The sequence below is a fragment of the Azospirillum isscasi genome, assembly GCF_030849505.1.
Taxonomy (GTDB): Bacteria; Pseudomonadota; Alphaproteobacteria; order Azospirillales; family Azospirillaceae; genus Azospirillum; species Azospirillum isscasi.
In genome coordinates this window covers 59,920-72,832 of the sequence record NZ_JAUJFI010000003.1, presented here as the reverse complement: position 1 = coordinate 72,832, position 12,913 = coordinate 59,920, and the positions used below count along the sequence as shown (strand labels likewise).

13 protein-coding genes are annotated in these 12,913 nt (G+C 67.2%); all 13 read left to right on the top strand.

All coding sequences use genetic code 11. The annotated features are described in order from the left end of the window. Positions 1-21: 21 nt before the first annotated feature. Positions 22-1,551: an NADH-quinone oxidoreductase subunit M gene (locus tag QSG27_RS01725; protein ID WP_306703430.1), complete on the top strand. Its 1,530-nt coding sequence runs from the start codon at positions 22-24 to the stop codon at positions 1,549-1,551. 10 nt (positions 1,552-1,561) lie between these two features. Next, positions 1,562-3,010 (top strand): NADH-quinone oxidoreductase subunit NuoN, encoded by a 1,449-nt coding sequence (nuoN, locus tag QSG27_RS01720; RefSeq protein ID WP_306703428.1) that lies wholly within the window; start codon positions 1,562-1,564, stop codon positions 3,008-3,010. Continuing rightward, a complete protein-coding gene (locus tag QSG27_RS01715) occupies positions 3,007-3,801 on the top strand; it encodes a biotin--[acetyl-CoA-carboxylase] ligase (RefSeq protein WP_306703427.1) in 795 nt (264 codons plus the stop codon). Before nuoN ends, QSG27_RS01715 begins: the two co-directional genes overlap by 4 nt. Position 3,802: 1 nt before the next feature. Then, positions 3,803-4,576 carry a type III pantothenate kinase gene (locus QSG27_RS01710; RefSeq protein WP_306703426.1) on the top strand — a complete coding sequence of 258 codons (774 nt, stop codon included), beginning with the start codon at positions 3,803-3,805 and terminating at the stop codon, positions 4,574-4,576. Next, a complete protein-coding gene (locus QSG27_RS01705; protein WP_407653168.1) occupies positions 4,573-6,291 on the top strand; it encodes a ribonuclease J in 1,719 nt (572 codons plus the stop codon). Before QSG27_RS01710 ends, QSG27_RS01705 begins: the two co-directional genes overlap by 4 nt. Before the next feature lie 33 nt (positions 6,292-6,324). Next, the gene (gene mce / locus QSG27_RS01700) at positions 6,325-6,729 is read left to right on the top strand and encodes a methylmalonyl-CoA epimerase (protein WP_306703424.1); all 405 of its coding nucleotides are present in this window, start codon (positions 6,325-6,327) and stop codon (positions 6,727-6,729) included. A gap of 32 nt (positions 6,730-6,761) precedes the next feature. Further along, positions 6,762-7,010, top strand: coding sequence for a DUF1467 family protein (locus QSG27_RS01695; protein WP_306703422.1), 249 nt, complete (start codon positions 6,762-6,764; stop codon positions 7,008-7,010). Between the two features lie 20 nt (positions 7,011-7,030). Beyond that, the gene (locus QSG27_RS01690) at positions 7,031-7,600 is read left to right on the top strand and encodes a DNA-3-methyladenine glycosylase I (protein WP_306703420.1); all 570 of its coding nucleotides are present in this window, start codon (positions 7,031-7,033) and stop codon (positions 7,598-7,600) included. Between the two features lie 453 nt (positions 7,601-8,053). Next, entirely contained in the window at positions 8,054-8,938 is an 885-nt protein-coding gene (locus QSG27_RS01685; protein ID WP_306703419.1) for a hypothetical protein, read from the top strand. Positions 8,939-8,946: 8 nt separating this feature from the next. Beyond that, a complete protein-coding gene (locus QSG27_RS01680; protein WP_306703417.1) occupies positions 8,947-9,345 on the top strand; it encodes a hypothetical protein in 399 nt (132 codons plus the stop codon). Positions 9,346-9,469: 124 nt separating this feature from the next. Next, positions 9,470-10,783, top strand: a complete 1,314-nt coding sequence (gene proS / locus QSG27_RS01675; RefSeq protein WP_306703415.1) for a proline--tRNA ligase — start codon at positions 9,470-9,472, stop codon at positions 10,781-10,783. 150 nt (positions 10,784-10,933) lie between these two features. Further along, a complete protein-coding gene (locus tag QSG27_RS01670) occupies positions 10,934-12,181 on the top strand; it encodes a lipoprotein-releasing ABC transporter permease subunit (RefSeq protein WP_306703413.1) in 1,248 nt (415 codons plus the stop codon). Further along, a complete protein-coding gene (locus tag QSG27_RS01665; RefSeq protein WP_306703411.1) occupies positions 12,174-12,869 on the top strand; it encodes an ABC transporter ATP-binding protein in 696 nt (231 codons plus the stop codon). Before QSG27_RS01670 ends, QSG27_RS01665 begins: the two co-directional genes overlap by 8 nt. The last annotated feature ends 44 nt before the right edge of the window (positions 12,870-12,913 follow it).

Here is a 12,913-nt window from a genome sequence, read left to right as displayed (position 1 = left end):
GTTTGAAGGGGAACAAGAACAATGGCTAGCTGGCCGCTCCTGTCGTTCACGACCTTCCTGCCGCTGGCCGGTGTGGCGCTGATCCTGCTGTTCTGCAGGGGCAACACGCCGGATGTGGTTCGGAACGTCCGTTACGTCGCGCTCTGGACGACGGTCATCACCTTCGTCCTGTCGCTGTTCATCTGGTTCAACTTCGACCCGCGCAACCCGGGCTACCAGCTCGTGGAGAAGGCGGACTGGATTCCCGAATTCGGGATCTCCTACCACATGGGTGTGGACGGCATTTCGATGCTGTTCGTCATCCTTTCCACCTTCCTGATGCCGCTCTGCATCCTCTCCTCCTGGGAGGCGGTGCAGAACCGGGTCAAGGAATACATGATCGCCTTCCTCGTGCTGGAAACCCTCATGGTGGGGATGTTCTGCGCGCTGGATTTCGTCCTCTTCTACATGTTCTTCGAGGGCGTGCTGATCCCGATGTTCCTGATCATCGGTGTGTGGGGCGGGGCCCGGCGCGTCTACGCGGCGTTCAAGTTCTTCCTTTACACGCTGCTCGGCTCGGTCCTGATGCTGCTGGCCATTCTGGCCATGTACTTCGCGGCCGGCACGACGGACATCCCGACGATCACGGCGACCCACTTCCCGCGCAACATGCAGCTCTGGCTGTGGCTGGCCTTCTTCGCTTCCTTCGCGGTGAAGGTGCCGATGTGGCCGGTGCACACCTGGCTCCCCGACGCCCACGTCGAGGCGCCGACCGCCGGTTCGGTCATCCTGGCCGGCGTGCTGCTGAAGATGGGCGGTTACGGCTTCCTGCGCTTCAACATCCCGATGCTGCCGGAGGCGACCGAGTATTTCGCCCCGCTGGTCTACACGCTGTCGATCGTCGCGGTGATCTACACCTCCCTCGTCGCCCTGGCGCAGGAGGACATGAAGAAGCTGATCGCCTACTCCTCCGTCGCCCACATGGGCTTCGTCACCATCGGCATGTTCGCGCTGAACCAGCAGGGCATCGAGGGCTCGATCTTCACGATGCTGTCGCACGGCATCGTCTCGGGCGCGCTCTTCCTCTGCGTCGGCGTGGTCTATGACCGGCTGCACACCCGCGAGATCGCCCGCTACGGCGGTCTGGTGAAGAACATGCCGAAGTACGCGGTGGTGTTCCTGTTCATGACCATGGCCTCGGTCGGCCTGCCGGGCACCTCCGGCTTCGTCGGCGAGTTCCTGGTCCTGCTCGGCGCCTTCCGCGACAACACCTGGGTCGCCTTCCTGGCCGCCACCGGCATGGTGCTGGGTGCCGCCTACGCGCTGTGGCTGTTCCGCCGCGTCGTGTATGGCAAGCTGGTCAAGCCGGACGTCCGCGCGATGTTCGACCTGAACACCCGTGAGGTCGCCATCTTCCTGCCGCTGATCGCCGTGGTGCTGTGGATGGGCGTCTACCCGAACAGCTTCCTGAACGTCACCTCGGCGTCCGTCGGGCAGCTGATCCAGACCTACCAGACCAAGCTGGCCGCCGCTCAGGGCGGGGCCGGCGACGTCTCCGTCGCCGCGCGCTAGAGGTTCCGACATGACCGCTGTGTTTCCCGACATCTGGCCGGCCCTGCCGGAAATCTTCCTCGCCTGCGCTGGCATGGCCCTGCTGCTGATCGGCGTGTTCCGCGGCGACGGCTTCACGCGCCCCATCGGCTACATGACGATGGTGGCGCTGCTGCTGGCCGCCATCCTGACCATGGGCTACGGCACGGGCCGGGTCGTCACCTTCAACGGCCTCTTCGTGATGGACGCCTTCGGCGTCTTCATGAAGGTGCTGATCCTCGTCGCCGCCTCGCTGTCGGTCCTGCTGGCGCTCGGCTTCAACGAGCGTGAGAAGATGGCCCGGTTCGAGTTCCCGGTGCTGATGCTCTTCGCCACGCTCGGCATGCTGATGATGGTGTCGGCCAACGACCTCATCTCGCTCTATGTCGGCCTGGAGACGCAGAGCCTCGCGCTCTACGTCATCGCGGCCTTCCGCCGCGACAACACCAAGTCGTCGGAAGCGGGCCTGAAGTACTTCGTGCTGGGCTCGCTCTCCTCGGGCATGCTGCTGTACGGCGCCTCGATGGTCTACGGCTTCGCCGGCACGACCTCCTTCGACAAGATCGCGGCCCTGTTCGCCGGCGGCATGCACCCGTCGGTGGGCGTCATCATCGGCCTGGTCTTCGTCGCCGCCGGTCTGGCCTTCAAGATCTCCGCCGTTCCGTTCCACATGTGGACGCCGGACGTCTACGAGGGCGCGCCGACCCCGGTCACGGCCTTCTTCGCCGCCGCCCCGAAGGTCGCCGCCATCGCGCTGTTCACCCGCCTGCTGATCGAGCCGTTCGGTCATCTGGCCCACCAGTGGCAGCAGATCATCATCGTCAGCTCGATCCTGTCGATGTCGCTCGGCGCCTTCGCGGCGATCACCCAGAACAACATCAAGCGCCTGATGGCCTACAGCTCCATCGGCCACGTCGGCTACGCCCTGGTCGGCCTCGCCTCCGGGACGCAGGAAGGCGTGCGCGGCGTGCTGATCTACATGGCGGTCTACATCGTCATGAACATCGGCACCTTCGCGGTCATCCTGTGCATGAAGCAGCAGGGCCGCATGGTCGAGGAGATCAAGGACCTCGCCGGCCTGTCGCGCACCAATCCGCTGCTCGCGGGCGCGATGGCGGTGTTCATGTTCTCCATGGCGGGCATCCCGCCGATGGCCGGCTTCTTCAGCAAGCTGTACGTCTTCCTCGCCGCCATCGAGGCGCAGCTCTACACGCTGGCGGTGATCGGCGTGCTGACCAGCGTGGTGGGCGCCTTCTACTATCTGCGCATCATCAAGATCATGTACTTCGATGAGCCGGTGGAGGCGTTCGACAAGATCAACGACGACGGGATGACCGGCATCCTGATCGCCACCGGCCTGTTCACGCTGCTGTTCTTCGTGGTTCCGGCCCCGATCCTGAACTACGCGGCGTCGGCGGCGGCGTCCCTGTTCGCCGGATGACCGCAGGTCATGAAGCGGAGGCGGCGCGTCTGCGCCTGCCTCCGGGCTTCCGGGTGATGGCCTTCGACTCCGTCGGCAGCACGAACGACGAGGCGAAGGCCTTCGCGCGTTCGGGGGCTGCCGAGGGCACCATCGTCTGGGCGAAGCGGCAGGAATCGGGCCGCGGCCGCCGTGGCCGCGCCTGGACCTCGCCGGAAGGCAATCTCTACAGTTCGATCATTCTGCGCCCCTCACGCCCACCGGCCGAGGCGGCGCAGATTTCGTTCGTGGCGGCCCTGGCCATTGCGGACACCGCGGCCTCCGTGCTTCCCGATCCGGACAGCGTCCGCTGCAAATGGCCCAACGACGTGCTGGTGCAGGGGCGCAAGCTGTCCGGCATCCTGCTCGAGTCGGAGGCCGCCGCTGGGGGAGGGCTCTCCTGGCTGGTGCTTGGCGTCGGCATCAACCTGCGGCATTTTCCCGAGGGCACCGAGTTCGCGGCCACCTCGCTGGCGGCCGAGGGCGCTCCGGCGCTCCAGCCCGCGGCGCTTCTGGAAATCTACGCGGAGCATCTGGCCCGCTGGTACGCGCTGTGGACGGAGCATGGCTTCGGTCCGGTGCGGGATGCTTGGCTGAAGCGGGCGAGGGGGCTCGGCGAGCCGATCGTCGTCCGCCTGCCGGACCGGACGCTGACGGGGACCTTCGCCGATCTGGACAGCGACGGCGTTCTGTTGCTTGATCGGGAGGACGGGGCGGGGCGCCAGCGCATCGCCGCCGGTGACGTGTTTTTCCCACCCGTGGTGGAGACCTGAGATGCTGCTCGCCATCGACGCCGGAAACACCAACGTGGTGTTCGCGATCTATGACGGCGACCAACAACGCGGCCTGTGGCGGACGGCGACCGACCAGAAGCGCACCGCCGACGAATACATGGTGTGGCTGACCCACCTGATGGCGCTGAAGGCCCTGCGCCCGGCGGACATCGACAGCACCATCATCGCCAGCGTGGTGCCCGGCGCCACCTTCAACCTGAAGCGCCTGTGCAAGGATCATTTCGGCTGCGAGCCGCTGGTGGTCGGACAGCCGGGGGTGGATCTCGGCACGCGGGCCCTGGTGGACCGCCCCGACGAGGTCGGTGCGGACCGCCTGGTCAACACGGTGGCGGCGGCGGCCACCTACAGGACGCCGCTGATCGTCATCGACTTCGGCACCGCCACCACCTTCGACGTGGTGGACCGCGACGGCAATTACCGCGGCGGCGTGATCGCGCCGGGGCTGAACCTGTCGCTGGAGGCGCTCCAGATGGCGGCCAGCAAGCTGCCGCGCGTGGAGATCCAGCAGCCGGGCCACGTCATCGGCACCAACACCATCGAATGCATGCAGTCCGGCGTCTTCTGGGGCTATGTCGGCCTGATCGAAGGGCTGGTGAACCGCATCCGGGCGGAGTACGGCGAGCCGATGACGGTCGTCGCGACCGGAGGGCTGGGTGTGCTTTTCGCCAAGGCTACCCATGTAATCGAACACACCGACGGCGAACTCACGCTGCGCGGCCTCCTCCTGATCCACAAGCGCAACACGGCCCAATGACCCAACCCGACTCCGCTCTCTCCGCCCACCCGGTCGAGGGAGACGGCGACTTGTTCGCTCCCGAGGACGACGCGCTCTACTTCCTGCCGCTGGGCGGTTCGGGCGAGATCGGCATGAACCTCAACCTCTACGGCCATCGCGGCAAGTGGTTGATGGTGGATCTCGGCATTTCCTTCGCGGACGACACGATGCCGGGGCTGGACGTCATCATGCCGGACCCCGCCTTCATCGCGGAGCGGCGGCACGACCTGCTGGGCATCGTGCTGACGCACGCGCACGAGGATCACCTGGGGGCCATCCAGTATCTGTGGCCGCAGCTCCGCGTCCCCGTCTACTGCACGCCCTTCACCGCCGCCGTGCTGCGCGCCAAGCTGCACGAGCGCGGGCTGGCCGGGGTGGTGCCCGTCCATGAGATCGCGCTCGGCGGCACGGTGGAGGTCGGCCCCTTCTCCGTCGAGTATGTGACGGTCACCCACTCGATCCCCGAGCCGAACGCCCTGGCGATCCGCACCGCCGCCGGTACGGTGCTGCACACTGGCGACTGGAAGCTCGACCCCGACCCGCTGGTGGGGGAAGCCGCCGACGAGGAGCGGCTGCGCGCCATCGGCGACGAGGGGGTGCTGGCGCTGATCGGAGACAGCACGAACGCCCTGGTCCCCGGCAGCTCCGGGTCGGAGGCGGGGGTGCGCAGGACGCTGACCGAGCTGATCGGACAGTATCCCGACGTGCGGGTGGCGGTGAGCTGCTTCGCGACCAACGTCGCCCGGCTGGAGAGCATCGCCCACGCCGCGGCGGCGCACGGGCGCCACGTCGCCCTGGTCGGGCGGTCGCTGTGGCGGATCAACGAGGCGGCGCGGTCCAACGGCTATTTGGCCGAGGTGCCGGCCTTCCTGACCGAGCACGACGCCAACTACGTGCCGCGCGACAAGCTGGTGCTGATCTGCACCGGCAGCCAGGGGGAGCCGCGCTCCGCGCTCGCCCGCATCGCGTCGGACGACCATCCCCAGGTGTCGCTGCAGCGCGGCGACGTGGTGATTTTCTCCTCCCGCGAAATTCCGGGGAACGAGCGGGCCATCGGCCGCATGCAGAACCTGCTGGTCAGCCAGGGCATCCGCATCGTCACCGCCGACGAGGCGCCGGTCCACGTCTCCGGCCATCCGGCGCAGGACGAGCTGGTCCGCATGTACCAGTGGGTGCGCCCGCGCATCGCCGTGCCGGTCCACGGCGAGCAGCGCCACCAGTTGGAGCACGCCCGGCTGGCCCGCGCCTGCCAGGTGCCGGAGGCGCTGATCCCCGGCAACGGCGACCTGATCCGGCTGGGCCCGGGCGGCCCGGCGCGGGTGGTGGCGCAGGTCCGCTCGGGCCGCATGGCGCTGGACGGCAAGCGTCTGGTGCCGCTCGACACCGGGCTGATGCGGGCGCGCCATCGGATGGTTCACAACGGCGCCGCCGTCGTCACGCTGGTGATGAACGGGAAGGGCGAACTGGTGACCGCCCCGCAGATCGCGGTGATGGGGCTGCTGGACGACTCGGCGGACCGCGACCTGCTGCTGGACGTGGTGGACGCGGTGCGGGAGGCCGTCGCCGAGATGCCGAAGTCGGCACGTTCCGACGACGAGCAGGTGCGCAACGCCGCCCGCATCGCCGTCCGCCGCTGCTTCAACGCGACCCATGGCAAGAAGCCGGTGACGGACGTGCATCTGGTCCGTGTATAAGCAGGTCCGACTTTTCGTCTTTCGGAGGGACCCATGATCGGGAAGCTGAACCACGTCGCCATCGTCGTGCCGGATCTGCCGGCGGCCACGGCGCTCTACCGCGACACGCTGGGTGCTGCGGTGTCGCAGCCGGTGGATTTGCCGCCGCACGGCGTCACCGTCGTCTTCGTCACGCTGCCCAACACGAAGATCGAACTGCTGCACCCCTTCGGCGACAAATCGCCGATCGCCGGCTTCCTGGAAAAGAACCCGTCCGGCGGCATCCACCACATCTGCTACGAGGTGGATGACATCCTGGCCGCCCGCGACCGTCTGAAGGAGCAGGGGGCCCGCGTGCTGGGCGACGGCGAGCCGAAGATCGGCGCCCATGACAAGCCGGTGCTGTTCCTGCACCCGAAGGACTTCTGCGGGACCCTGGTGGAACTGGAGCAAGCCTGAGGCCACAGGCACTCGATGCCGGGGGGAATGCGATGGGCTGGGTGACGGGCATTTGCGTCTATGTGGTCGTCTGGTGGGTGGTGCTGTTCGCGGTGCTGCCCTGGGGCGTGCGAGCCCCGACCCAGCCCGAGCCGGGCATGGCGGCCAGCGCGCCGGAACGCCCGCGCATCCTTCTGAAATTCGCCGTCACGACCCTGGTCGCGGCGGTGGTGTGGCTGGGCATCTACGCGGTCGTGCAATCGGACCTGATTTCCTTCCGCGAGATGGCCAAGCCGCACTGACGCCGGGAAGGAGCCTTTCCTTGAGCCTCACCTATTGCGACGTGGCGCCGGGGCACGCGCATCACGGCCCCTATCACGACACCGAGTATGGCTTTCCCAGCGCCGACGACCGGGTGCTGTTCGAACGGCTGGTGTTGGAGATCAACCAGGCGGGCCTGTCCTGGCTGACCATCCTGAAAAAGCGCGACGCCTTCCGCGCCGCCTTCGACGGCTTCGACATCGACCGCGTGGCCGCCTATGGCGAGGCCGAGCGGGAACGGCTGCTGGCCGATCCGGGCATCATCCGCAACCGGCTGAAGGTTGACGCCGCCATCGAGAACGCGCGGCGGATCATCGCCATGCGCGCCACACACGGCTCCTTCGACGGATGGCTGCGCGCCCATCATCCCTTGGGCAAGGCGGAGTGGGTCCGCCTGTTCAAGCGCACCTTCCGCTTCACCGGCGGGGAAATCACCGGGGAATTCCTGATGAGCCTCGGCTATCTGCCGGGTGCCCATCAGCGGCATTGCCCGGTCTGGTCCGGAGTCGCCGCGCTGGAGCCGCCCTGGATGGTCGCCGTTCGGCAGGGCTTCGCAGGATACGATGCCTAGATGAAAGGCATATACCAGCTCACCATGCAATCATTTGGCTATATTATGAGCATATTTCAACAATTATTGAGCGGAGACTTGGTGTAATCCAGAATCAGCCTTGTCATCGTGGCGTTGCGTGTTCAATGTACTTTGTGTGACGAGAGGGGTTCTTCCCTCTTTTCCGACGCCTGGTGGCGATTCCTCCCTAACCTCGGGCCGCGCCGCGACCGCCGCGCGGTCCTTTTTTCGTCCCGGCCCCGGCCCCTTTCACGATGCCCGTGATCGCCTTCGTCTCTAGCGAAGGTTGGAACGTTGTGCTTCGATACAGAATGAATTAACCCTTTATCGGGTATAGCTCATCCACCTACGAAGGAAGCGGGCGAGCGTCCGTTCGGACTTTGGATTCAAGCGCGGCGGCGTTCGCAGCCGGATTCTGCGGCCGTCAGCGGGGAGAACGATGTCGAGGCGCCGATGACCGCGGGTGACAACGAGAAATTCGATCAGTTCGCGGCCATTCTGACCACCGAACTGCTCGACCGCACCCGTAAAAGTCTTGAGTTGCTGACCCCCGAAGAGCATCCGGCGGCGAAGCTTCCCTTTGCCCTGACCCCGTCCTTTCAGGAAATGTATGTCGAGCTGGTCCGCGTCGGGATCTTCCCGGTGGTGCTCAGCCGCCGCCCGGTGCGGGCGATCGTCGGCGACGTGGATTGGCCGCGGGAGGGGCGGGATTATCTGCTGACCGTCCTGGACGACCGGTCCAACGCCGTCTTCACCGCCTGGGACTATGCCTGGGACGCGCTGTGGGACGAGCGGAAGGTGGGGGCGGACAGCGGCAGCTCCGCGCCGCCGAAAAAGAAGGGCTTCTTCTCCTCCCTGTTCGGGCGAAAGGCGGCGAAGCCGGAGGCGAAGAGCGCCGACCAGGGCGCGGAGGGCGACGTGATGGCCGGCCTTTACACCATGCTCAACGAGCAGGCGGCGCGGCGCGGCTACCTGCCGCTGTTCCACGACGACATCAAGGTGCTGAAGGGGCTGGTCCGCGTGAAGCCGGCGCGCATCTTCCAGGCCTGGAAGGAAATCAACCAGTACCACCATCAGGAATTCTACCTGTCCGGCCAGGACCAGGCGAAGCCTGGGGTGACCTCCGACTGCCTGCAGAAATGGCACTACAACCTGCCGGACCGGATCGGCGAATTCCTGGTGCTGAAGGCCGCCGTGGACATGGAATTCGTGAACAAGCCCTTCATCGGCAAGTACATCCGCCAGTCGGCCCGCACCCAGGAGGAGGCGGAGAAGGGCATGCCCTATCTCGCCACCTACTGGAAATCCATGCATCATTCCGCCGCCGCCCAAGGCTGAGGCCCGCCATGATCCACCGTCCCGCCGTTCTCCTCGCCGCCCTGCTGGCGCTTTCCGGCGGTGCTGCGGCGCAGCCGGTGGACCTGTCGGCCTGCCGCTTCCTGACCGCCCACCGCCCGGCGGCGGGGGTGGAGCACACGCCGGGCGTGGACGTGAACGGCAAGCCGGTGGCGCCCGCCGACCTGCCGGGCTCCGCGGGCGCCGCGCCGCCGCTGGACCGGTTCGACATTCCGGTTACGGTGGATTTCGCCCGACGCATGGGCTTTCCGGTGCCGCAGGGGGCCGCGGGGGCGGGCGTCGAGGTCGGCTATCTGACCTGGTACGCCAACCGGCTCTATTTCAACGGCCAACCCATCGGGGGGGCGAGCGAGGCGGAGTTGTACGCCTATTGCCGGACCGTCCGGTGAGGCGGCCAAGGCCGTGGTGCGTGCCGTGACGATGGACAATCGCGCGGCGGCTTCCTAAAGTCCCTGTCCCTGTTGCGGTCCGGCGAAGGGCCGGACGAATCCCCTCGAAACCGAGAGCAGAGCCATGCGGCTGTCCACCTTCTTTCTGCCGACCCTTAAGGAGACCCCGACCGAGGCGCAGATCGTCTCGCACCGCCTGATGCTGCGGGCCGGGATGATCCGCCAGACCAGCGCCGGCATCTACGCCTGGCTGCCGCTGGGCCACCGGGTCCTGAAGAAGATCGAGCAGATCGTCCGCGAGGAGCAGGACGCCGCCGGCGCCCAGGAACTGCTGATGCCGACCATCCAGTCGGCGGAGCTGTGGAAGGAAAGCGGCCGTTACGACGATTACGGCAAGGAGATGCTGCGCATCACCGACCGCCACGACCGCGAGATGCTGTTCGGCCCGACGAACGAGGAGATGATCACCGACATCTTCCGCGCCTTCGTGAAGAGCTACCGCCAGCTTCCGCTGAACCTCTACCACATCCAGTGGAAGTTCCGGGACGAGATCCGCCCCCGCTTCGGCGTGATGCGCGGGCGCGAGTTCCTGATGAAGGACGCCTACAGCTTCGACATCGACGCGGCCAGCGCGCGGCGCTCGTACCAGAAGATGTTCCTGGCCTATCTGCGCACCTTTGCCCGCATGGGGCTGAAGGCGATCCCGATGCGCGCCGACACCGGCCCCATCGGCGGCGACCTGAGCCACGAGTTCATCATCCTGGCCGAGACCGGCGAGAGCGGCGTGTTCTGCCACAAGGACTGGCTGACCCTGGACGTGCTCCAGAACGCGCCGGGCTTCGACGAGGATCTCCAGCCCTTCTTCGACACCTACACCTCGATCTACGCGGCGACCGACGAGAAGCACGAGCCCGGCAACTGCCCGGTTCCGGAGGCCGATCTGGTCTCGGCCCGCGGCATCGAGGTCGGCCACATCTTCAACTTCGGCACCAAGTATTCCAAGCCGATGAACGCCGTCGTCGCCGGTCCGGGCGGCGAGCCGGTTCCGGTGGAGATGGGCTCCTACGGCATCGGCGTGTCGCGCCTGATGGGCGCCATCATCGAGGCCAGCCACGACGACAACGGCATCATCTGGCCGGACGCCGTGGCGCCCTTCAACGTCGGCCTCGTCAACCTGAAGGTGGGCGACGCCGAGACCGACCGCGTCTGCCAGGAGCTGTACTACAAGCTCCGCGCCAACGGGCTGGAGGTTCTGTACGACGACCGCGACGAGCGTCCGGGCGTGAAGTTCGCCGACATGGACCTGATCGGCCTGCCGTGGCAGCTCGTCGTCGGGCCGCGCGGCCTGAAGAACGGCGTCGTCGAGCTGAAGCGCCGCGCCACCGGCGAGAAGCAGGAACTGTCGGTGGAAAGCGCGCTGGAGAAGCTCTCGGCGTAACACCCCGGGGCAGGGGAGCGGGCGCGTTGGAAGCTCGCCCTTTTCCTGCCACGGTTAAGCACTTATGTTGCGGGGCGGCGGGCTGGTTGCGGTCCGCCGCCTTTGCTTTTGCCGGGCCACAGTTGCCCGCCCTCGCCCATCGGGAGCCGCATGATCTTCTCCGCCTTCGAACGCATGGTCGCGATGCGCTATCTGCGGGCGCGCCGCCAGGAAGGGTTCATCTCGGTCATCGCCGGATTCTCGCTGCTGGGCATCGCGCTCGGCGTGGCGACGCTGATCATCGTGATGTCGGTCATGAACGGCTTCCGGGCGGAACTGCTGGGCCGCGTGCTGGGCCTGAACGGCCATCTGAACGTCTACAGCGTCCGCGGCGGGCCGCTGCCCGACTACGACCCGCTGGTGCAGCGGCTCCAGGGCGTGCCCGGCGTGGTCGGGGTGACGCCGACGGTGGAGGGGCAGGCGCTGGTGTCGGTGCGCGGAGTCGCCTCCGGCGCGGTGGTGCGCGGCGTGCGGCCGGAGGATTTCCGGGTGCGCCCGACGCTGTCCCGCAACATCGTGCGCGGCACGGCGGACGCCTTCGGGGAGGACAACATCGCCATCGGCATCCGTATGGCGCAGCGGCTGGGGCTGGCGGTCGGCGACCAGCTCACCCTGATCGCGCCGCAAGGCAACGTCACCGCCTTCGGCACCGTGCCGCGGATGCGCAGCTTCACCATCGGCGCCGTGTTCGACGTGGGCATGTTCGAATACGACAACAGCTTCATCTTCCTGCCCCTGCCGGAGGCTCAGGCCTTCTTCCGCACGGGCGAGGCGGTGACCTCGCTTGAGGTGTTCGTCGACGATCCGACCCAAATCCGGGCGGCGCGCGGCGCCATCCAGTCGGCGGTGGCCGGGGTGGGGCGCGTGGTGGACTGGCAGCAGTCGAACGCCAGCTTCTTCACGGCGCTCCAGGTGGAGCGCAACGTGATGTTCCTGATCCTGTCGCTGATCATCACGGTGGCCGCCTTCAACATCATCTCCAGCCTGATCATGCTGGTGAAGGACAAGGGGCGGGACATCGCCATCCTGCGCACCATGGGCGCCACCCGCGGCATGATCATGCGCATCTTCTTCCTGTCCGGCGCCTCGGTCGGGGTGGCGGGCACGCTGCTGGGGCTGGCGCTGGGCGTGTCCTTCGCCCTGAACATCGAGACGATCCGCCAGGGCATCCAGGCGCTGACCGGGACGAACCTGTTCAACGCCGAAATCTATTTCCTGTCGCAGCTTCCGGCGAAGATCGACTGGTCGGAGGTGGTGCAGGTTACCGTCATGGCGCTGGGCCTGTCCTTCGCCGCCACCGTCTACCCGTCCTGGCGGGCGGCCCGTCTCGATCCGGTGGAGGCCCTGCGCTATGAGTGAGCCGATGCTGGAACTGTCGGGGATCGTCCGCACCTTCGAGCAGGCGGGGACGGAGCTTCAGGTGCTGCGCGGGGCGGAGTTGACCGTGCGCGCGGGCGAGCTGGTCGCCCTGGTCGGCCCCTCGGGCGCCGGCAAATCGACCCTGCTGCACATCGCCGGTCTGCTGGAGCGGCCCACCGCGGGCAGCGTGCGGATCGCCGGGACCGACGTGTCCACCCTGGACGACGGCAGGCGGACGGAGGTGCGCCGCCGCTCCATCGGCTTCGTCTACCAGTTCCACCACCTGCTGCCGGAATTCTCCGCGCTGGAGAACATCGTGCTGCCGCAGATGATCAACGGCGTGCCCAAGCGCACCGCCCGCGAGCGGTCCATGGAGCTGCTGCGCATGGTCGGGCTGGAGCCGCGCGCCGGCCACCGTCCGGCCCGCCTGTCCGGCGGCGAGCAGCAGCGCGTCGCCATCGCCCGCGCGCTGGCCAACGCGCCGGGGCTGCTGATCGCCGACGAGCCCACGGGCAACCTGGACCCGCACACGGCGGACGGAGTCTTCGCCATGCTGACCGCCATCGTGCGGCAGGCCCGGGTCGGCGCGCTGATCGCCACCCACAATCTGGAATTGGCGCGGCGCATGGATCGGGTGCTGGAGATGCGCGACGGGCTGCTGGTGGAGCATATGCCCGACCCGGTGTAGCCGGCGGAGTTCCATGCGTCCAATTCCGTGCGGCCAATTCCGTG